Genomic DNA, 20,879 nt, shown 5'->3' on the forward strand with positions numbered 1-20,879 from the left:
AATCCCTCCATATCGAAGAAACAGCCCACTGCGCCGTACGCCTGCCGCGGCACAGCTCCTCGGAGGGAGCTCGCGGAGGCGATCGGAAGGAACGGCGACAGCGTCACCCGAACTCGTTACGAGCCCAGTCGTCCGAGTGAGCCGATGAAGCCGCTGAACCCGATGAAGCCGATGAAGCCGATGAAGCCGATGAAACGGGCGAGCGCGGGCCCGAGCGTGTCGTGGGCGTTACTGTCGCCCCTGGATCGGCCGTGCGGGCGGTGTCCGAGGCGCGGGCGGAACCGGGGGATTCCGCCTCGGAGGCAGCGGCAGTACCCGAGTCGGCTGCTCGCCCGTCACCGGCGCCTGATCCATGCCCGACCAGCCCGTCGACCCCTTGTTGTACGCGATCCCCGACCCTGCTCGTCACGGTCTCCTTCGCGTGATCCACGTACGTGTTCGGATCCGCGTAGCCGGCGAGCGAGGACCCCTCACCACCAGTGACCTCGTTCTTGAGACCGTCCAGATACTCACCCGCCGCCGTCTTGGCGACGCCCGCCGTCTCGCCGAAGTCGATGCCGGACCGTGCGTCGAAGTACGACTCGATGCCCTGCTGACCGATGTTCTGGGCCACACCGACGGCCGCCTCACGCGCCTTGTCCTTGGCGGCGTCGACCACCTTCTCCTGGACGAACTGCTTGACCTGGTCCTTGACCACCTTCTTGGCGACCTTCTTGAGGGCGTCCATGGTGGCGTGCTCCATGGCCTTGGTGATCGCCTCCATGACCTCCTTCTTGAGCCTGTCCAGCAGTTCCCGGACGATCAGCCGAGCGGCCTGCGTCGCGCCCAACGCGCCGACCTCGGACAGCCCGAAGGTGAAGGGTGCGGCGGCCTGGGCCGCGATGATCTCGATGGCAAGGGCGATGAGCTGGGCGATCACGGAGAGTTTCGCCGTGAGGACCGCGATCGCGGCCACGTCGAAGGCGAGGGCGATCACGTCGCAGGCGGTCTTCGCGTCCGGGAGGTAACTGTCCTCGCCGTTCGCGCCCGTGTAGGCGCCCCAGTCCTTGCTGAAACCCTCGATCGCAGTACCGAAGTTGGCGGAGACGACGGTGCGGGCGAAGCCTTCGCCCTGCGACTCGATCTTCTCCAGCTCCGCGCCGAAACTCCGCCAGGTCTCGGCGACCTGGTGCAGCGCCTCTTCGTCGGCCTCGGGCCAGTTGTAACCGAGGAGGTCGAGCACCCAGACCAGTTCGCCGGGCAGTGTGAGCGACATACCGATAACCCCGAATTCGCTTAGAGTCGACCGGCGATGCCGCCCAGCAGCCCGCTGTTCGACGCCTCGGAGGCGTCGTAGTCACGAGCGTTGTCCCGCAGGTTGTGTCCGATCTGCTCGAGTCGTTCCGCCAGGCTGTCCATCGACGTGATGATTCCGTCGCGAACCGGTGTGTAGATCTCGCCGAAGATTTCCCCGAAATCGGCGTCCGCCCACGGCTCGCCAATCCCTTCGAGATCGCTCCGAAGGCGCTTGGAGGCGCTCGCGAAATCGCCTCCGAGATGGGCGAACCGCTGCCCCTGCTGCCGTAGTACGTCCGTGTCCACACCAAAGGCGTCGAACATTGCCGCTCTCCCCCGAACTCCCTTTACAGCACGTCATATTGCACGACAGGCCGATAGCTTAGACTCCTCGAGCACACCCCCGAAACCCCATCGGTCAAGAGATCGTCAAGATATCCAAGGGACCCCCAAGTGGCGCCACCACAGCCGCGTTACAGCAGCTCAGAGAGCCTATGGCGGGGCAGACTCATCGGCTTGGGACTGCTTGTCGCGGCCACCACCATCGCCATCGTGACGATTCCTGAACTCCGCAGCGAACTCGCCGGTGACGGCACGACAGGAACCCTCACGGTTTCTTCATGCGAGACCCACACGACGACCCATTACGGCACGGGCAGACGCTCGACCGAACTCAAGTTCAGCTGCACCGGAAGCTGGACGGCCCGGCCTGGCGGAAACTCTTACCGAAGCATAGAAGTGGACACTTCGGCGCGTTTCGAAACCGGGTCGAAAATTCCCGTGGTGCAAGTAGGGGATGCTTTCGAGCAGCCGCAGAATCGGGAGCCGGGGGAGGATGCCGCGATCCTGGCGCTGTGTTCGTCCGTCCTGGCATGTGGCATCTTCTGCCTCCTCACCGGCTTCGGCTCCCGCAACAGCCCTGGTTTCACGGCCTCCTGGAATTCCCTGCCGGCCTCGACCATCACCGGCCCGCTGGTAGCCGGCCTCTTCACCGTGGGCGTCCTTACGGCACTCGTGTGCGCCGTCGCCCTGTGATGCCCGTATCCGCACTCTGAGGAGTCATCACCACCCATGGCACAAGTACACGGGACCCCCGCGACAACCACGGCCACGCCGACAGGGGGCACAAGCGGCCTCGGCCGCCTGATGGGCGTAGGTCTGCTCCTCGCAGGCGTGGTCCTCCTGGCCCTGGGCGCCTACCTCGGTCCCTACTCCTACGCCGCGTCCATCCCCGGCAAGCTCACGGTGGACACCTGCACGGTCGACTACAAGTACCGCTCGGGCACATCGAACAGTTCGCGCAAGAAGACCAAGACCAAGTGGTGCTACGGCACCTTCACCGCGAGCGACGATTCAGCCAAGGACGTCAACGCCGAGCTCAAGAGCGATGCCCTGCATCAGCGCGGGGAGGTCATCGAGGCCCTCAGGACAGGTGACGCGTCCTATCAGCAGGATCATGGGTGGGGTGGTGCGATTGCGATTGGCTGCGTTTGGTGGTTCGCCGCCCTGATCCCCCTCGCCATTGGCCTCCTCTGCACGGCTACGGGGTTCGCCCTCGGAGGGGTGACCGACTTCCAGCGTGCCCGGCAGAGGGCGGGGCAGGGCCTGATCGGTGCCGTCTACACACTGATGGCGGCGGGTGTGATCGGCTTTGCGATCAGCCTCGCCGTGATGTTCTTTCTGTGATGGCGGTGCTCTGCGGCTGAGCGGACCACGACGGTCTGTTCAGCCGCAGAGCCGGCAGCTATGAAACGTTCGTGGGCAACGCCACGAGAGCATAGGAGTCACTGTTGAGACTCGCGCCGACCGAGGTGACGTACAGGACTCCCTTGTGCCAGAACGGCCAGGCGCCTGCACCCATGTTCTTGTCCACGTCCTCGGGATACTCGGCGACCGTCGTCATCGCGCCGTCCTTGGGAGCGAACTCCACCAGTTTCGGCTTCTCGCCGCCGTCGGTGACGTACGCCAGCAGCCGATCGCTGCCCGTGTCCCGCAAGGGAATGTACTCAATGGTGTTGGAAGCCGGTGCCTTCCAAAGCTCCTTGCCGGTGTCCAGGTCAAAGGCAACGAGCGTCTTCGACTCCCCCTCCGTGCTCTCCTTCTCGCCCATCCCCATGAGAAACACGTTTCCTACGCCCGCGGCCTGGCGCATCGGGCTGCCGTTCTCCTCCGGGAGGAGGTAGTACTTCTCCGCCATCTGCGGAAAGTCGCCGCGGCGCTCACCGGACGTCTCATCGAGCGCGAACACGCCCTTCGACTCGCCGCTGAGCACGACCGGAGAGGTCGACAGCGCGATCTCGGCTTCAGCCTCGCCGAATCGCTTCGTCCACTCCGGCTTCCCGGTGGCCGGATCGACGAGCGACGCCTCGGTCCAGCGCTTCCCCTCGAATTCGTCTCCCTCGAGGCAGGAAGTAGTGCGGATCAGGTTCTTGCCGCCGGTGTACGTGCCGCTCTCGCAAGCACTCGGCACAACCTTCTTCACATCCCAGGCCGTTGCGCCGTCAGCCACCTTCAGCGCCATCTGCTCCCGGTCGGTGGTGATCACGACCGTCTCGCCCGTACGCGCCAGGGCCAGCTTCGTCCCCGTCTTGAACTCGTCCTTGATCTTGAAGCCCCTGTGCCACAACTCCTTGCCGGAGTTCAGGTCGTAAGCCGCGACGTGATCGCACTGGCCGTTGGCTCCCGCCATGCCCGAGGCACCGTAGGCGACGACTCCGACTCCGCCGTCGGAGACGGATGGCGCGACGCAGGCCTGGTTGCCCGCGCCGGGAAGGGGGGTGGCCCACAACTTCCGTCCCGTCTCGCGGTCATAGGCCTTCACGCCACCGGACAAGGTCTGGATCACAGCCTTGTCGGTGAACCATGTGCCGTCCACTTCCTGCTCGCCGAGACCCCATTCCGACTTCGACGGCACGCTCCACAACGGCTTGGTGCCCGAGCCGACGACCAGGTACCAAGCGGCTCCTCCCGCACCGGCCAGCACGACGAGCGCCACGACGAGCAGCACGATCAGTCCGGTCTTCTTCTTCCGAGGCTGCGGAGACGGACCGGGCCCACCAGGAAAGTGCGACGGCTGGCCCGGCTGGCCGTAGCCCGGTTGCGGAGCCATCGGATACTGCGGAGGTACCGGGTGCTGTGGGTAGCCGTATCCCTGCGGCGGCAGGTGTCCCTGCTGGGGCGGCATCGGAGGTTGGTGCGGCGGAGGGGGCTGCTGCCCGTAGGGGCCGGTGCCCGGCACGGGTCCGTTGGCGCTCATCGGCTGTTGCTCCTGACGTACTGGGCCCACGCGGTCTCGAATTCGTCCTCATTCATGCCGACTGCCTTTTGCAGCTGCTGATCGAGGTTCCTGGGCTGCCGGTAGTGATCCACGGCGAACTGGAAGAACGCCGGCTCGCCACCCTTCTCCGCGATGTACCGCATCGCCAGATAGCTCAAGGCGTAGTTCGTGCTGACCGAGTCATACTTGGCTTCGAAATCTTGACCGGGCAGCTGGCCGTCGAACTCCTGACCGGCGAGACCCCCTCGAATCCGCTCCTCGCCCTGGGACCGGTTGAATCGGTGGGACACGTACTCGGCGAATCCCTCGACAGCCCAGGCCCGAATGCTGGTCTCCTCGTCGTTGCCGTATGCACCAGGGTCCTGTGGCTGAATCAGAGCGTGCGCTATTTCGTGCCGGCTGATTTCCCCGACACCCGCCCGCCAAGCGGACGAGGTGAAACGGCTCGTGGACGTATCCATCTTGATACGCGCGCCGCCGTACTGGAGCGCGTCCTCATCTCCGCTGTAGCCAGCGTTGAAGGCAGGCATGGGGACGCTCTCTCCGGCGTCCCACCCCAGGTCGCTGCCGTCGTTGTTGTACAGCTTGGTGTACGTCTTGCGCTCCGGTTCCAGGACCACGAGGAAGCCTTCGGGCGTGTTGGCAACCGAGGACGTGTTCGCCTCCCAGAGCTGAAGGTCCTGCTTCGCACTGTCCTCCACGATGGGTGCGAAGCGATCGGCGTCGGCGGCGTTCTTCTTGGCCGAGATCGTGATGGTGTGCGCCTGCCGCTTGACGTACATGTCGTCGTAGAGGTCCCAAGGTGCCGGATAGTAGACCGCGTTGGCCAAGGCACTGGCTCCCGGCGATCCACCCACCTCGCTGATCCGCGGCTCGGCGGACTCCGACTCCTTCTCCACCGTCCAGCGGTACCACTCGGAGACCGGACGGACGTCAACGCCCTTGATCTGATGCACGAAGGCGACGTCCAGCGTGAGCTTCACGTCGGAGCCGTACTCGTCCGAGCCGTCACCCGTCTGCTTGAGAACCATGTACTTGCTCTCCGCGAAGGGGACCTTCCGGAGGTTCTTGAAGATCTTGCGCTGCTCGTCCTTCGCGGCGCCGACGAAGGGCTCCAGGAACTCGTTCTCGTCGCCACTCTTCAAGGCGTTCGTACGGCCGTTGAGCAACGTGTCGATCTCGTCGGAACTCAGGATCTGCTGTTCGTCGTCGCCACCGCCCTGGGCACCCGGCAGCGAGCCGCCGCCGCTGGCGTTGTAGAGAGCAAGTCCACCGACCGCGAAGACGGCCACCACGGCGAGGACCAGCAGACCGATGACGACGCGCTTCAGCCCCTTGCCCTCACCGGAGTTGTCAGGAGGGGGCGGTGGTGGCGCGTACCACCCTTGCGGCTGGGCCGGTGCCCCGTACGGGCCGGCATTACCTGGCCCTCCTGGTGGCGTCGAATAGGACATGACAACCTCTCACGCGGAAATCCCGATGGGCAGAATGCGGCCGACCGCACGCGGCAGAGGCCTGGGTGAGTTACCCAGGCCTCAATGGGCAAGGTGTGCAGGCTCTTTGAGCGGCACTCACACTGCCCGATTCACTCTCCCCCTAAGTCACGCAACACCCTATGACCTACGCCAAGGCGGCCGCGGCTGACGTCGTGGGGCTCCCGTGCAGGAACTGTGACCGGAAGGTGGAAAGGGTCGCTCGCACACACTCAGACGCTGGGAGGTGCCGGTTCTCCCCCGGGACAACCCCGGTCCAGAGCCACCCTGAGGCAGGGAGATCAGTGCGTGTATGGTGCTGGAAAGGCCTGGGTGATCAGCTGAATCACCTGGGCCCGTTGCGTCCAGAGCCGACCGGGGAGAGACCGGCCCATGGGGGACCACTTCAAGACGGACATCGGGCAACTCGAGCAGTTCCTGACGAATCTCGAGAGATGCGTCGACGAGCTCAACGAAGCGCGAACCGCTCTCGATCACGTGCGAGCCGACCAGATCGGGACCGCCCGGCTCGACGAGGCCTGTGACAAGTTCCAGGCGGAGTGGAAGTACGGGTCCGACAAGACCAAGGAAATGATCGACGCGATCAAAGAGGGCGTGAAGTCCAACAAGAAGGGCTACGAAGAGGTGGAGGAAGCCTTGGAGAAGGCCCTCAAGCAGATCGCGGAAAAGAGCACGTCGGGTGGCAACGGGGGCGGTAAGTAGTGGCCGCAAACCCGTACCCCAACATCGGGTGGAACCCCGTACCGGGCATCCCCGCCGAGGTCACAAAGCTCCAGCAGAAGGTGGCCGCGGCGGCGACAGCGCTGGAGAACACACATCGTCAGCTGACGAAGCTCACCGGCGAGAGCAGCTACTGGGAGGGCGACGCGGCGGACAAGTTCCGCGAGTCCATCGAAGGCGACCTGACGAAGTACATCAAGGACGCCGCCTCCTCTCTGCGCAGTGCAGCGACCCATCTGCACAGGTGGGACGGGCACCTCACCTCCAACCGGGAGTTGGCGAAGAAGTACGACGCCGCGATGGCCGAGAAGCAAGCCGCGGCCGAGAAGGCCAAGGGCGCCTACGACCAAGCCGCCCGGCACCCGGACCTGAAGCTCGCCGACCAGACCTTCCCCTCGCAGGAAGAGGCCGACGCCGCGACCACTCGACTGCGTGCCGCCGAGCGGGACTTGAACGAGGCGAGCGTGGCCGTCACCAAGGCCAACAGTGAGTACGAGTCGCTCGACCGCAAGGTCAAGGAGCTGGAGGTCGAGCACACCAGCGAGGCAGAGACCATTGCCAAGGCACTGGACGGCGCGACGAAGGACGCCCCGGACGAGCCGGGCTTCTGGGACAAGGTCGGCGACGTTCTCCTGTCGGTCGGCGAGTTTCTGGCGGAGCATGCGGGCACCATCGGCGCGATTGCCGGGCTGCTCGCGCTCTTTCCTCCGCTGGCGCCCTTCATGGCGCCTATCGCGCTCGTTGCCAGCGCGGTATCCATGGGCAAGAACGTGATCTATGACGAGGGCTTCCGCCAGAATCTGATGTTCCAGGGCAGCAAGATGGAGATCTTCTCTGCCTATGCCTCTCTCGCCGGCGACGCGGTCGGCATGATTCCGGGTGGCAAGGCATTGGGCCTCGCCGCGAAGGAAGGCTTCGAGAGCGCGGCCGACGGCGCCAACCTCGCTTCGAAGACCTGGGCCGGTGCGAAGGGTGGCCTTCTGGGCATCGGCCGTTCAGCACTGGACGACGCCAACGCCGCATGGAGTGCCGCAGGTGCCTCCACCAAGGGCTCCGCTCTGCTGATGGCGGACATTCACGTCAACGGCCTCAACGTCGCCGCGAACGTCATCTCCTCGTCCGAGAGCCTGGGTGCAGTGGAGAAGGACGGCTCCGAGCACAACACAGCCGAGGGGACCAAGGCCGCCGCGACAGCGCACGGCATCGCCGGATTGCTGGGCCTGGTGTGACCAGCCACAGCGAGAACGGAAACACAGCATCACCCATGAGCGACCCGACCACGGCACCGCGCAACACGCCCAAGCCGTCCTTCTGGTACGGAATGCCGATCGGCTACGTGTCCCTGGATCTCAATCCGCCGGCCGAACGCCTTATGGAAGTCGTCAACCAGCTCCGCGGCTTGCCGGAAGAGGAAAGAGAAGAGGCTGACCGGGCCCTGCGCCTGTACGCAGGCATCGTCACCCAGCTGAACAGCAATCGGGTACAGCAATGCGCGCTCGGCGTCCATCCCGATGACTCCGGTGGTTTCACAACATCGGTCTTCACAGTGTCGACCCTGCCCACCCCGGGAGGCAGCGCCAAGCTCGTCGTCGCTGGGCTCGCGGGTAGTGCCGCGGACAGCCGAGACGAAGGTACGCGCCCGCTGGAGCTGCCGTGCGGCGTCGGTTTTCTCTCCGAGCGTCGCTCACCCGCTCCGCGCTCCTCGCGGCAACCAGAAGCCGGAGTCGTGGCTCCGAGCCACATCTGGCAAGGCACTGTGGCGATCGCGGCTCCGAGCACGCCGGAACTCATCATTCTCCAGATGGTGACACCGGACCTCGACTCCGCCGACGCCTACCGGGACATACTGCTCGGCATCTCCCGCACCTTGACCTTCACTGATCCCGCTCGGGCAGCGGCCGATAACGATGGGCAGGAGTCGAGGGCGGAGGATGGCGCTGCTGCTGCCATACGAAGCGACTTCGGATAGCGCCAGCCTGACTGGGGCGGACTTCAGGAGGATTAGTGATGGACAACACTCAAGATGCGCAGGCAGTAAGAACACTGGATACGGCCGCGCTACGACGGACGCTGACCCGCCGAATGTGGTGGACCAGTATCCGCAAGGGCGGGATCTTCGCAATCATGGCGTTCGGGGGCGTATCCCTGGGTGCGGATCTCACTCGCGCCGGCGTGACCTGGATCTTCATCATCATGGGGCCATGTGTCTTCGTCGGCATCATGGGCCTGCTCTCGACACTTCGCAGCATTCCGGTCGCCGTCGTCGTCACACGCAGTTGCCGAAAGACGCTCGACCAGTATTCCTTCGAGGAGTTCTGGCCTGCGATCACCAAGGTGGATGCTGCCCAAGCAACCAAGGGCCGTCCGAAGAAGATGACGCTTAGGTTGCACAGTGCGAGGAACGAGGAGTCCCCACTGATGCGAGTGGAACCGGTGCCGCCTCGCGCCTTCTGGCGCAGCCCCTGGCCCGAAGGCATCGAGAACGGCGTGTACGTCGCAGGCGACCTGCCCTTCGGCGCTGTCGGGTACGTGCCCAACTCCGGATCGTTCTTCCTCATGCAGCCAGAGGACTGGGAAGCGACCGCGCAGGACCGTAGTAGTGCGCCCCAGGACCGCGTCGCCAAGGCCCAGGATGCCGGCCTCACCGGAAGGGTCATCTAGTAAACGCCACGGCGTTTCAACACTCCGCCCGCCCTGCTGACCCTGGTCCGCGCGTGCTGTTCCTGCATGAGCGGGGATAGGTCCTGACCGGATCCGTGCTGGTACGTCTGTGGCCTTCGATTCTTCCGGCCCATGACTAACCTGCGCGGCCATCGTCCACGGATGACACGTACGCACATCGGTGGATGCAAGAAGACCCGCTACGAGCCCTACTGGTCTACCGGACCTACTGCGGCGGCTGCTGGTTGTAGGGGTTCTGCTGCTGCGGATGCTGACCAGCGCCAGCAGGGTACCCGTAGTTGGCACTTGACGGGTAAGGCTGGTGGGCGTTCGGATAACCCGACTGCGACTGCTGAGGGTGGTATCCCCAGTTCTGAGGGTTCGTTCCGGCGCCGGGGCCGAGGGGGCTCGTGTTGGGGTTACGACGCCTACGCAGTACAGCGAAGACGACAACTCCACCAACCACGGCTCCTAGGCCGATGACACCAACCACCAGGGCAATGACACCCATTTCGACAGTTACCTCTCCTTCTTGACGTCTAACAGTTGTGCGTTCGCGGGGTCGAGATGATAGTCAGCGGCGCGGGGATTTCTAGCGTGTTCACCCACTGGGGGAACACGAATTGGCGTCAGCGGAAACCTCGGCGCGGTGACGAGCCAGAGCCCTTGACTTCAGTTGAGCAACCCGAAGAGCGTTGTGCTGACGATCAGGCAAGCAATCGAACCCGATAGCGCGAGATACAGCTGTCGAGTCTGGTTTCGCCGCCAGGCGCGGATCATGACATAGAACCCCGAATACGCACCAACCAGGTTCAGCACCGGGAGCCAGAGCAGCCCCGGGTTCCTTATCGTCGACACGTAAATGAAGATCCACGGGGACACTGCGCCAAAAATGACCAACGCATTCCGGTAGAAAGAGTACTGACTTAGTCCAGGACCCTCTCGCGGAATCGTGTCTCCCATATCGGGAAGCTCTGGCATAGTTATGAATTTCCCCTCTCATCGAACGCGCCCCGTGCCAGGTGCCGGCCGGACGAGGCAGACACCGACCTGCATAGCGATTAGATGGTCATGGGCTCCCAAGGAGTGTCGCCTGAGGCCACTCCGCGGCGGCGGGTTGAGAATCTGGGTCCGGCAGCCCCCAGTCCACGGCCTCTTCAGTCTTTGCTCCAGTTCGAGGAGAACCGGAAGCCACCGGGTCACTCACTCACACCGCGGCGACTTGGAAAGCGGGACCGGATGACGCTGCACCTGAGGCCACCCGAACCGAGCCAGGGCCGACCTGGACCTCTGCGACAGGCGTATCCAGGACATCGCCCGGATACGCCTGCGACTAGCTCAGAGGCGGGGAAGGGAGTAACTCCTACTGCCCTTGGTGAGGGGGCTGTTGGGCGTACGGGTTGGGATGCTGGGGAGCCTGACCGGGAGGTGCAGGGTAGCCCCCCTGGTTGGGGTACTGCTGGTAGCCCGTCGGAGGCTGGGGCGGGTAGCCCGTGCCGTGGGGAGGCGTTCCGCCACCGGAGCCGGGGCCGCCGTTGCCTCCGTTGCGGCGGCTGCGGAGTACTGCGAAGAGGATTCCGCCGATCACGAGTACTGCGGCTGCGATGCCGACGATGACGAGGGCGCCGCCGGAGGAGGACTTCTTCTTTTTCTTGGCTTGGGTGGTGCTCTCGTTGTCCTCGGAGCCGGCGGCGGAGTTCGTGGAGGTGGACGACGAGCCCTTGGCCAGGGGGTTCTCCTTCGGGCCCTTGGGGATGTTCATGGTCAAGGCCGTGCCCGGTCGGGCGATTCCGTAGCCGAGTTCCTGATCCGGTGCCGTCCTGCCCTTGTTATTCAGGAACGATGCCGACTTGACAAGGCGGTTGATGATCTGGCCAGCCGTCAGGTCGGGGTACTTAGAGCGCAGGAGTGCCACGATCGCTGAGACATAGGCGGTGGATCCGGACGTTCCGTCCGCCACCGCGTAACCACTGGCGGTCGTTGGGTCAGCCTGCGCGACTTGCACTCCTGGCGCTGCGACGATCACGTTGCCGGTGTTGGACCTGGACCAGGGATTCAGGCCCTTGTCCACGGCGGAGACGGCTACCACACCGGGGAGAGCGGCCGGATAGTTAACCGTACCTGCATCGTTTCCCGCAGCTGCTACTACGACGACATCGTGCGATTGCGCGTATTCGATTGCCTCGGCGGCTTTCGAGCCAGGGTAAGCCGAACTGTCATCGAGCGATAGGTTGATTACTGAAGCGCCCTGCTCTACCGCATAGCGAACACCAGCGGTCCAGTCCTCTGTATCAATCTTCCCATCAATCGTTCCCCTGGTCCCATTCACACGTACGGGAAGAATTTTTGCCTTAGGTGCTAGGCCCATCACGCCCGCGGAACTGTTTGCACCATGCCCGTGTCCAGCAATGAGGCTTGCCATCGAAGTGCCATGCCCGACAGTGTCCTTGTGAGCGTCTCCGGCGCCTGTGAAGTCTTTACCGGGAAGCACCTGACCAGTGAGATCCTGGTGACTTGCATCTACACCTGTGTCCACCACAGCAACGGTGACACCAGCCCCCGTGGACGTCTTCCACACCTTCTGAGCGTCATACACCGTTAGCGGCCACTGAGCGTCTCTGACCTCGTCGGCTGACGCCAATGGAGCTGATGTGAGGAGCAAGGCTCCTGTCAATGCCACGACCCCCGTCGTGGACCAGACTCGCTTGACACGCAATTTCCTGCTCCTCACTCAACTAAGACCAGCTATGCCAGCCTTCATAGCGGACCGGCAGCAACTCTGCCGCCTGTCCGCCTACTCGATGGTCCGCGGCACGTTCCGGTTGCGGTCCTCTTCCGAGATCCAGGTCTCTTCGTCCTCGACCAAGTAGTCTGGACGGTCGCCCCTGGTGTTCTCATCCTCGGACCGTCGGCCGTTGCGACCGCCCATACCGCCAGCTCCGCCCGCCATGGCGCCGCGCTGCGTTCCGCCGCGACTGCCGTGCAGGCCTGCACCGCCGCCTGCACCCTTGCCGGTGACACCCTTCGCGGCGCCGACCACACCGCCACGGGACTTCGCCAGTGCTCCGCGACCGCCAGCGCCAGCGCCGCCTCGGCCGGCTGCTGCGCCTGCTCCAGCGCCGCCCATGCCGCCCATGCCAGCTCGGCCTCCGGCGCCGCGACCAGCAGCCGCGCCTCCGCCAGCCAGGCCACCACGACCGCCCGCGGCGCCAATGCCGCCACGGGCCGCAGCACCACCCGCGAGGCCAGATGCTCCACCTGGGGCCACGATGCCGGAACCCTGAGCTCCGCTGGTGCCGAAGTTGCCACCACCGACGCCAGGTCCCCCAACGCCCGCGCTCGGGCCAGTCCCTGTCAAGCCTGGGGAGATACCGTCCACCTTCGTTCCAACTGACGGGAGCTGGGAACCGCCCGTGATACCAGGAGCACGGGGCACAGTAGGAGTCGGCTTAATGTTGGACGTCGGTCCCGCACTCCACGGCTTGGCTGTGGTGCCTCCCATGCTCGGACTCGAGCTGCCGGCAGACGGCATAGAAATGGGGGTAGGCATCGGCGTTTGGGGGTTCGGGGGCTGGAAGGGGTCCGTCGGGTCACCGTCCCGCATTCCGCCGCCAGCGTAGGCCTTGTAGTTAACCGCCAGCTGCTCCATAATCGCCACCCCCTGAAGCTGCGCTTCCTTCCCCGCAGACAGAGAGTCGGCATTCGCCTGACGCGCGGCGTCAGTGCTCACGCCCTTGTTGATGTCGTCCAGGAGCTGCTGGTCGCTACGCTCGTCGTCCCACATCTTGTCCCACGCCTTGTCCCAGAACCCGGGCTCTTCGACCTCGCGCATCTTGGACATGGAGTTGCGCAGGTCGTTCTGGACCCCGTGCATGGCTTCCCCGTAGTGGTTGGCCCACGCAGCGCCGTTGCGGACGTTCTGCATGATCTCGTTGGCCTTCTTACGGAAAGCCTCAGCCGCGTCGCCCTCCCAGTGCTCGAGGACGTTCTCCACAGCGCTCTGGAACATGCCCGCGACGCTGTCCTTCGCCGACACCGAGTCCACAGTGCCGCTCTTACCGTCGCCGTCCCCGCCGGAAAGGATGTTGTGGATCGACTTCCAGTGCTGGCTGACCTCGTAGATCCGCCCGGGGTCCGCGTCCAGGATCATGGCTCGCAGTTCCGGAATGCTCAGCTTCATGAAGGGCGTGTCGAGCTGGCTGCGATCCGGACCGCCCATGCCCCCGTTGGAGAGCGATTCTAGCTTCTCGTCGTGCTTGTCCTGGATGCGCTGCTGCCGCGCCCGCTCCTGAGCCTCGTAGTACTCCGGGCTCTGGTAGTAACCGCCGTAGGCCATGGTTGAAAGTCCCCTCTGTCAGTGACCTGTAGCTGAACCGCTTAGTTGGCTGAGCCCGGAGCGGCGCTCACACCCTGCGCGTTCGCCTGCTCCTGGTTGCTGTACTTGTCCCTGACCTTCGAGGTGCTCTTCCCGAAATCATCGATCAGTTGATGCAGGTCCCTGATGATGTTCTCGATCCTGGTCTTCTGCTTCTGATGTGCACTGTGAAGCTCGTTGGACTCCAAGAACTTCATGCTGCCGAAGGCAGTACTCGGGATGTCCGTCTCGTACTTTGCCTTCGTGTTGGCCTTGTCCATGTCCGACAGAAGGCCATTGAGCTTGCGGATGACGTCATCCAGCTGGCTCAGATCAACCCGCATTCCGTTACTCATACCCCGTTGTCCTCTCCCCTGTTCCTCAAGTTGTCAGCACCCACTCGGTGCCCGCGCCAAGCCATCGCCCGGTTCACCGGACCGACCCGCCGGCCCGCCCGGCACGGTCGACCCGCCGACTACGCCAGTCCCGCACAGCCACCCCACTCCCCGCAACCACAAGGGCCAGCACAAGTCCCGTACCGAGCACGTAAGTCGCGACCCGGCGCTCCCGCTCCGCTTCGGTCTCGCCCATCGTCACTGCCATGGGTACGACCCCGCCGGCCCCGGCCGCGACGGGCGGGTCCGGTGTCGGAGAAGTGCTCGGTGTCGAGTCGTCCGACAGTGCGGCGACCGGGTCGACCACGCCCCAGCCGATGAAGCGGTTGGGGCCGCGGCCGGGGCGTTGGGCTGTTTCCTCGATGCGGGTGGCGATCTGGGCCGCGGACCAGTCGGGGTGCTTGGCCTTCAGCAGAGCCGCGACACCCGCCACGTACGGAGCCGCGAAGCTCGTGCCGTCGGCCGTGCACTGGCCGTTCTTCGGGACCGTGGAGACCATGCCGACGCCGGGCGCCGCCACGTCGACGAAGTCGCCCGCCTGTGAGAAGAAGGCGCGTTCGTCGTTGCGGTCGGAGGCGGCGACCGCCAGGACCCCTTCGTACGAGGCCGGGTACGTGTTCGCGGACTTGCCGTTGGCCCCGTCGTTACCGGCGGCCGCGATGATGAGGGCACCGGCCTTCACGGCGGAGGCGACAGCGCCTCGCAGTTCCTCGTTGTCTTCCTTGTTCGCGGTGTCCGAGGAGATGTTGATGATCTTCGCGCCGGCCGCCACCGCCGCGCTGATCGCCTGGGACATCGTCCGCGAGTTGCCCTGCTTCTCGTTCCCGCCCGTGTAGCGGTAGGACAGGATCTCCGCCTCCGGGGCAATGCCCACGAAGCCCGTGCCCTTCAGCGGGCGGGCCGCGATGATGCCCGCCACCCGGGTGCCGTGGCCCTCGAGGTCCGCCGCGAAGGCGCCGTCGACGAAGGTCTTGCCGCCCGTCACCGCGCTGCTCAGCTGGTCGTTGGACTTGTCCACGCCCGTGTCGATCACCGCGACCTTGACGTCCTTGCCCTTCGCCTGCTCCCACAGCTGGTCCAGCAGGATCCGCTGGAGCGACCAGGGCGTGGACTTGATGACGTCGCCGCCGAAGACGCACTCCGTGCTGGCCGACAGGCCGAAGTCAGGGCCGGAAGAGTCACGGCCGTCCGCGGTGGCGATCGCCGGCGGCGTCGAGGCGAGGCACACCCCGGTTACCGCGAGCACGCCAAAAACCCGCTGCAATGCGCGGGTTCCACCGTTGCGACTGTTGTGGCTGTCGCGGCTGCGCGAGCGGGCTGTGCGGCCCTTCACGTTCAGGCCCCTCCTGTTCAGGCCCCCGGGACTTCCCCTGGGGCTTCCTTGCGGCGCTGCTTCCTTCGAAGCTGGGTCATGTAGATGTCACGCGTGTGGCGATGCGTGTGAATGTTTGCGGGAGTTGTCGTGTGCGCTCCCGCGGAATTCGTGGACGACCCCGAAGCAGAGGTCGGCCCAGCGGTCGCCGTGGCGTCCGCTGGGCCGATTCCCATCATCTCAAGTCCCTCGGGTCGCCGACGGGCTCAGCCCCAGGTCGAGGCGTTGCTCTTCTCGGTGGCCTGGTAGTTCTCGGCGGCGTTCTGGAGCGCCGTGGAGATCTTCAGCAGGGTGGCGTGCAGGTCCGCGGCGGTCTGGTCCCACTCGCGCTGCTTGCGCTGGTAGCCCTCCTGCGCCTCACCCTCCCAGGAGTTGGCGACGCGCTTGACCGCGGCCTCGAGGTCGTCGAGCTGCTGCTTGATGCGACCGGCGGTGGACTTCACGTCCGTGGACGCGTTGGTGATCGTTGCGTAATTGACGAGGATCGACATCGTCATTCCCTTTCAGGAAGATTCGAAGGAAATCGGTGGAAGTGCAATGAGCAGGAGACAGGAGAGCTGAGAGGGGCTGAGCGCCTCAAGCTCGAACAGTCAGATCAGCCGAAGTCCGACATGATCTTGCTGATCTCCGAGTTCTGCTGCTCTTCCGACGCGGAGTAGTTGCTCCGCGTGGAGTCCACGGCTTCCTTGATGTCGTTGAGGATGTCGCTCATCCGCTTCGCGTCGGCGTTCCAACGGTCCTGCAACTGGCGGTACGACTGGGCCGCCTGGCCCTTCCAGCCGCCGGCGATCTGGTCGATCACTCCGTTGAGGCGGCGGATCTCGCCCTGGAGCTGCCCGTTCGCGGTGCTGATGTCGCCGGAGAGCTTGGTGAGTTCGTCCTCTGTTACCCGGAACTGGCCGGCCATGTTGAACCTTCCCCCATGTCGTCGTTTGTCCGGGAAACCTGTTCTTGCCGGTGCCCGGAAGAGCTTCGCACGCTTGAGCGCTGCAAACACTCTATCGTCAGCCTGTCACTCAACCACAGGCAAGGCCAATCAGTTACACGGCTCACACACTTGGGCGATCAACCCGTGACCCGTGCATCGTCCTGCTGTCAAGTGCCTCTGTCCATTGGCCTGTTGGTCGCCGATGCCGATGGGGACCAACAAGGCCGATGGGTAGCCCGCCGTCACTGGCTCTGCGGCTGTGAGGCGCTCGTGGTGTCCAAGGTCGGGCCCTTCGGGATGAAGGTCGCCCACGTTTGCGGCACGATCGCCGGGTTGGACAGGTCCTCGTATCCGAGTCGCGTACGCGCCTTGTCCGTCTCGCTCGCCTCGCCCTGCGACGAGCCTCCCGAGTCGCCCGAACCGCCAGAGTCGCCCGACGCGTCGGCATCGCCCGCGGCCCCCGCGCCGCCCTCCGCCTCGCTGTCGTTGGTCGCCGGCAGCGAGTACCTGAGGCCCGTGTCGGTCAGCAGGTACGTCGCGCCGCCGCCCTCCGCCGTGCCGGCGACCTCCTTGAAGAGGAGGCCCGAGCCGGACGAGACGTAGGCGCTCAGCGAGTCGCTGATGACCTTCTTGGGGTAGTTCGTCCCGGCCCAGGCGCCGAGCTGCGGCTTGCTGTCCGTGCCGAAACCGCCCTTGTAGACACTGCACGAGGTGGTGCGGGCGTCACTGGCGGCCGTGGCAGCGGAGTTGGCCTGCTTCGGGACGTAGTCGGGCCAGCCCTTGTCCTTGTAGAACTTCTCCGCCGGACCGCCGTTGGCCTCGATGATGTCCGGGGTGCTCGCCTTGACGGGGCTGGTCCCGTCGTGGGCGGTCAGCAGAGCGGCGACGAAGGGCGTGATGGAGGCGACCTCGTCCTTGAGGACGACGTAGAACTGGTCGGTCTGGGCGTCCCGCGCCCTGAGTACCTGGCCCACCGTGCTCACGCCGTCGAGTCCCTGGACCGAGGTCGGCGCACCGGCGGACGGCACGGTCGGGAAGTCGATGTCCTCGCCGGGGTTGAGGGTGCTCAGCCACTCCTGGCTCACCGGCTGCGACTTGGCCGTGGTGCTGCTGCCGATCACGGCGGAGCGCAGCTGCTCCATGGTGACGTCGTCGGGGGTGGACTCGCCGCCCAGCAGGAACCGGTTGCCCTTGCCGTCGACGAGGTATTCGCGGCCGGTCTTGGTGTCCTTGACGTACAGGGCTTCCATCGGGTCGACCCTGCCGGAGTTCCCGAGCGACTTGGCGTCTTCCGCGTCGAAGACGAAGACGGCCCGGTCGATGGCGCCCTCCTCACCCGGAGCCGGGCGCTCGCACACCGCCCAGCTCTTCTTCTGCTCCGCGTCCTCCTTGGACGGCAGCCGGTCGGGGGCGTAGGGGATGCCGATGGTGGCGCCGTGCCGGATGCCGCTCTTGTCGATCTCCTTGCCGGGGACCTCGAGGACGCTGCCCTTGCCCTTGTCGAGGAGCAGCTTGGCGGAGGCGTAGTTGAGGACCGGGTGGAGGACCTTCTCCGTCTTGCCGTCCTTGGGGTCCGGGTCGAGGACCACGTAGCGCGTCGTGGAGTCGCTGTCGACGATGATGTACTCGCCCGGGGTGTCCCAGCCCTTGGGCGCGGTGGGCTTGATGACGCCCCACGCGATGAAGCCGATCACCAGCACCACGCCCACCGCCAGGCTGGGCATCACCGTACGGACCGGACGCGGCGCGCCTTCCTCCGAGCCGCCCGGCGACGGCGCCAGGAACGCCGCGACGGTGCGCTTTCGAGCGAAGGTGTAGGCGGCGAGCTCGTCCCGACGCTGCTTTGCCATGGTCCCCGTTTCTCCCGTTAGTGAAGCTCACTCGCGTTTGCGATGTATGTGGCCGCGCTCGAAGGGCCACTTCGGCCACGCAGGCACCTACTATGCCCTGCGCCGCACGGCGACGATTCATCAGGTGTGCGGCCGCCGCCGCATCTTCACAGAGCTTCACGACAGCGCTCCACCAACCGGGTCCGGTTCGTGAAAGGCTGATCACCTGGGGTTTCGGTGTCCCCTGTGTCGCCTCAAGTTCCGCAGCGGGTACCGTGAGCCACTCGCATTGACGATGCCCGACGATGTGGGCCCGGCGAACGGCCACTACTTCGCGAAAGGGATGTCCCGGGGGATGACCAGCGCTACGAGCACCCGGCGCGGACGCCGCGCACAGCAGCAACAGGGAGATCCGAACGGCAGACGTACGTCGGCCGCTCCGGCAGCCCCCGCCGCCGCGTCGCCGCGCACGCTGCCCCGTCCGGGCGGCCTGGGCCCGGTGCGGCTCCAGCAGCTGATCCTGGTGGAAATGGCGGCAGCCGTCCTGCTGGCCGCCTGGGCCGCCGACACGTCCTGGCTGCTGGCTCCGGCCGGCGCCGTGGCGGCGCTGCTGCTCCTCCTGGCGGTTCTGCGCCGCGGGCGTCGGCCGCTGCCCGAGTGGTACGAGACGACGCGCGCGCTGCGCCGGCGGCGACGCGACGCCAAACTGCCGGTCCCGCCGGGCACCGACGCGATGCTGGTTCCCGTCGTGGAGTGCGACCCCGCGCTGCGGACGGACTCCTTCGTCTCCCGTGACGACCGCTCGGTCGGCATGATCGGCGACGGCACCTTCTTGACCGCCGTCCTCTTCGTCCAGCCGGGCGACCAGCCGCTGCGGCCAGGCGCGGCCGGACGTCAACTGCCGCTCCGGCTCATCCAGGACGCGCTGGAGGTCGACGGGATCCGGCTCGCCTCCGTGCAGGTCGTGCAGCACACCCAGCCCGCGCCCGCGCCGCACCTGCCGCAGCAGTCGCTGGCCGCGCGGTCCTACGGCCCCTTGCAGGCGCAGGCCGGTTCTCCCGCGCTGCGGCTCACCTGGGTCGCCCTCAAGCTCGACCCGGAGCTGTGCCCGGAGGCCGTCCAGGCTCGCGGTGACGGCGTTCCCGGCGCGCAGCGCGCCCTGCTGCGCGTGGCCGACCAGTTGGCGAGCCGGCTGGCGGGCGCCGGGTTCAAGGCGACGATCCTGGACGAGACCGAGCTGGTGCAGGCGCTGGCGACGTCCAGTTGTCTGAATCCGCGCGCCAACGCCCAGCACGGGCAGGACGGCCGTACGCAGCGCCGTACGGTCGAGTCGGTGCGGAACTGGCGGGTCGACGACCGGTACCACACGACGTACTGGGTCTCCCGCTGGCCGCAGTTGGGCAACGGTGGTGCCGCGCTGCCGGAGCTGGTGACGCGGTTCACCTCGCTGCCGGTGCTGGCCACGACGTTCAGCATGACCCTGGGCAAGGCCGGCAACCGGGGTGTCTCGCTCACCGGCCACATCCGCGTCACCGCCCGCGGCGACAGCGAACTCGCTCAGGTGGGACGGGAGTTGGAGCGGGCGGCCAGTGCCTCGAAGGTCGGCCTGGTCCGTCTCGACCGGGAGCAGGTCCCCGGAGCTCTCGCCACTCTGCCGCTCGGAGGTACGTACTGATGTCCCAGCCCGCACCCACCATGCCGCCGGGACAGCAGGGCCGTAACCCCGCACGTACGCCCGCGCACGTGGCCTCGCCCACCGACACCGGTCTGATCCCGATCATCCGGCAGCCGGACAGCCAGCAGCAGCAACGCCGTATCTTCAGCCCGGGGTTCGGGCTGCGCGGCCCGCGCCGCAACCGCCATGTCGTCACCGCCGACGAGCTCGCGGCGATCAGCATGCCGCTCGGTGACGACGGCGTGATCATCGGCACCGACCCGGAGTCGCAGCCGGCCGTGCTCGGGCTGTCCCGGCCGACGCCCTTCGACATCGTGCTCGTGGGGGGTCTGTGGCTCGCCCAGGTGCTGGCGCTGCGCGCGGCGGCGACGGGGGCGCGGGTCGGGGTCGAGACCGGCCGCCCGCAGGCCTGGCAGCAGTTGGCGCAGGCGGCCGGCGGCGGCCAGCAGTGCGTGACCGTCTATCCGGTGGGACGGGTGCCGGCGCAGGGTCCGTCCGTCTCCAGCCCGGTCGTACTGTTCCGGGACTGCGGCATCCGTCCGCCGCGCGGGCGTGTGACGTCCGTGCCGTGGCAGGCCGTCGTGACGGTGCTGCCGTTCGTCAGTGAGCACGCGCCGCGCTGGCTCGCGCAGGCCCATCTGGTGGGAATCCAGCGCATTTCGCCCTACGAGACCGAGGCCGTACGGGACACGCTGGGCATCCCCGAGGAGCAGCTCCAGCACCTGCCGACGCTGCACGACGGGGTCGCCCTGTGGTGCACCCGCAAGCACCAGAAGTTCGTCATGACCGACCCCACCGATGCGGAGACGGGCCTGCTCGGCGTCGCCCGCCGTATGGACTGACGCGTCGTCGTTGCCGGGCCGAGCCCGAACAGGGCCGCGCCCAGGGGGCGTTCCGGCC

20 protein-coding genes are annotated in these 20,879 nt (G+C 66.1%); 8 read left to right on the forward strand and 12 right to left on the reverse strand.

Features of this window, described 5'->3' with window-relative positions:
• Window positions 1-103: 103 nt before the first annotated feature.
• Window positions 104-1,255: a PE-PGRS family protein gene (locus ACIQWG_RS39990; protein WP_404105830.1), complete on the reverse strand. Its 1,152-nt coding sequence runs from the start codon at window positions 1,253-1,255 to the stop codon at window positions 104-106.
• A 20-nt stretch (window positions 1,256-1,275) separates the two neighbouring features.
• On the reverse strand, window positions 1,276-1,599 hold the full coding sequence (locus ACIQWG_RS39995; RefSeq protein ID WP_404105833.1) for a WXG100 family type VII secretion target: 324 nt from the start codon (window positions 1,597-1,599) through the stop codon (window positions 1,276-1,278).
• A gap of 192 nt (window positions 1,600-1,791) precedes the next feature.
• Between ACIQWG_RS39995 and ACIQWG_RS40000 the strand changes: the two genes are divergently transcribed.
• Window positions 1,792-2,310, forward strand: coding sequence for a hypothetical protein (locus tag ACIQWG_RS40000; protein WP_404105836.1), 519 nt, complete (start codon window positions 1,792-1,794; stop codon window positions 2,308-2,310).
• Window positions 2,311-2,346: 36 nt separating this feature from the next.
• Entirely contained in the window at window positions 2,347-2,961 is a 615-nt protein-coding gene (locus ACIQWG_RS40005) for a hypothetical protein (protein WP_404105838.1), read from the forward strand.
• 58 nt (window positions 2,962-3,019) lie between these two features.
• Here ACIQWG_RS40005 and ACIQWG_RS40010 read toward each other — a convergent pair whose 3' ends face one another.
• Window positions 3,020-4,282: a PQQ-binding-like beta-propeller repeat protein gene (locus tag ACIQWG_RS40010; protein ID WP_404105841.1), complete on the reverse strand. Its 1,263-nt coding sequence runs from the start codon at window positions 4,280-4,282 to the stop codon at window positions 3,020-3,022.
• 245 nt (window positions 4,283-4,527) lie between these two features.
• Window positions 4,528-5,844 carry a hypothetical protein gene (locus ACIQWG_RS40015; RefSeq protein WP_404105844.1) on the reverse strand — a complete coding sequence of 439 codons (1,317 nt, stop codon included), beginning with the start codon at window positions 5,842-5,844 and terminating at the stop codon, window positions 4,528-4,530.
• Between the two features lie 573 nt (window positions 5,845-6,417).
• Here ACIQWG_RS40015 and ACIQWG_RS40020 point away from each other — a divergent pair.
• From ACIQWG_RS40020 to ACIQWG_RS40035, 4 genes are read left to right on the forward strand one after another with little or no spacing between them, the layout of a single operon-like run.
• Complete coding sequence (locus ACIQWG_RS40020) at window positions 6,418-6,747, forward strand: hypothetical protein (RefSeq protein WP_404105847.1); 330 nt, start codon at window positions 6,418-6,420, stop codon at window positions 6,745-6,747.
• A complete protein-coding gene (locus ACIQWG_RS40025; RefSeq protein WP_404105850.1) occupies window positions 6,747-7,994 on the forward strand; it encodes a putative T7SS-secreted protein in 1,248 nt (415 codons plus the stop codon). The genes ACIQWG_RS40020 and ACIQWG_RS40025 overlap by 1 nt, the downstream gene beginning before the upstream one ends.
• 35 nt (window positions 7,995-8,029) lie before the next feature.
• Window positions 8,030-8,734, forward strand: a complete 705-nt coding sequence (locus ACIQWG_RS40030; RefSeq protein WP_404105853.1) for a hypothetical protein — start codon at window positions 8,030-8,032, stop codon at window positions 8,732-8,734.
• A gap of 38 nt (window positions 8,735-8,772) precedes the next feature.
• On the forward strand, window positions 8,773-9,426 hold the full coding sequence (locus ACIQWG_RS40035) for a hypothetical protein (protein WP_404105856.1): 654 nt from the start codon (window positions 8,773-8,775) through the stop codon (window positions 9,424-9,426).
• Window positions 9,427-10,098: 672 nt separating this feature from the next.
• Here ACIQWG_RS40035 and ACIQWG_RS40040 read toward each other — a convergent pair.
• The 8 genes from ACIQWG_RS40040 to eccB all read right to left on the reverse strand — a co-directional run bounded on the left by ACIQWG_RS40040 (window position 10,099) and on the right by eccB (window position 18,325).
• Window positions 10,099-10,407: a hypothetical protein gene (locus ACIQWG_RS40040; protein WP_404105859.1), complete on the reverse strand. Its 309-nt coding sequence runs from the start codon at window positions 10,405-10,407 to the stop codon at window positions 10,099-10,101.
• 382 nt (window positions 10,408-10,789) lie between these two features.
• Complete coding sequence (locus ACIQWG_RS40045) at window positions 10,790-12,106, reverse strand: S8 family serine peptidase (protein ID WP_404105862.1); 1,317 nt, start codon at window positions 12,104-12,106, stop codon at window positions 10,790-10,792.
• 114 nt (window positions 12,107-12,220) lie between these two features.
• The gene (locus ACIQWG_RS40050; protein ID WP_404105864.1) at window positions 12,221-13,762 is read right to left on the reverse strand and encodes a hypothetical protein; all 1,542 of its coding nucleotides are present in this window, start codon (window positions 13,760-13,762) and stop codon (window positions 12,221-12,223) included.
• A gap of 41 nt (window positions 13,763-13,803) precedes the next feature.
• Window positions 13,804-14,136, reverse strand: coding sequence for a hypothetical protein (locus ACIQWG_RS40055; protein WP_404105867.1), 333 nt, complete (start codon window positions 14,134-14,136; stop codon window positions 13,804-13,806).
• Window positions 14,137-14,209: 73 nt separating this feature from the next.
• Window positions 14,210-15,421, reverse strand: a complete 1,212-nt coding sequence (mycP, locus tag ACIQWG_RS40060; protein ID WP_404105870.1) for a type VII secretion-associated serine protease mycosin — start codon at window positions 15,419-15,421, stop codon at window positions 14,210-14,212.
• A 332-nt stretch (window positions 15,422-15,753) separates the two neighbouring features.
• Complete coding sequence (locus tag ACIQWG_RS40065; protein WP_393520412.1) at window positions 15,754-16,044, reverse strand: WXG100 family type VII secretion target; 291 nt, start codon at window positions 16,042-16,044, stop codon at window positions 15,754-15,756.
• A gap of 98 nt (window positions 16,045-16,142) precedes the next feature.
• Complete coding sequence (locus ACIQWG_RS40070) at window positions 16,143-16,454, reverse strand: WXG100 family type VII secretion target (RefSeq protein ID WP_147999007.1); 312 nt, start codon at window positions 16,452-16,454, stop codon at window positions 16,143-16,145.
• A gap of 263 nt (window positions 16,455-16,717) precedes the next feature.
• Window positions 16,718-18,325 carry a type VII secretion protein EccB gene (gene eccB, locus ACIQWG_RS40075; protein WP_404105874.1) on the reverse strand — a complete coding sequence of 536 codons (1,608 nt, stop codon included), beginning with the start codon at window positions 18,323-18,325 and terminating at the stop codon, window positions 16,718-16,720.
• 334 nt (window positions 18,326-18,659) lie between these two features.
• Between eccB and eccE the strand changes: the two genes are divergently transcribed.
• Complete coding sequence (gene eccE, locus ACIQWG_RS40080) at window positions 18,660-19,979, forward strand: type VII secretion protein EccE (protein ID WP_404105877.1); 1,320 nt, start codon at window positions 18,660-18,662, stop codon at window positions 19,977-19,979.
• Window positions 19,979-20,821: a hypothetical protein gene (locus tag ACIQWG_RS40085; protein WP_404105880.1), complete on the forward strand. Its 843-nt coding sequence runs from the start codon at window positions 19,979-19,981 to the stop codon at window positions 20,819-20,821. Before eccE ends, ACIQWG_RS40085 begins: the two co-directional genes overlap by 1 nt.
• Window positions 20,822-20,879 lie beyond the last annotated feature (58 nt).

Origin of the sequence: Streptomyces sp. NPDC098781 (assembly GCF_044759995.1) — a bacterium.
Lineage (GTDB): Bacteria > Actinomycetota > Actinomycetes > Streptomycetales > Streptomycetaceae > Streptomyces.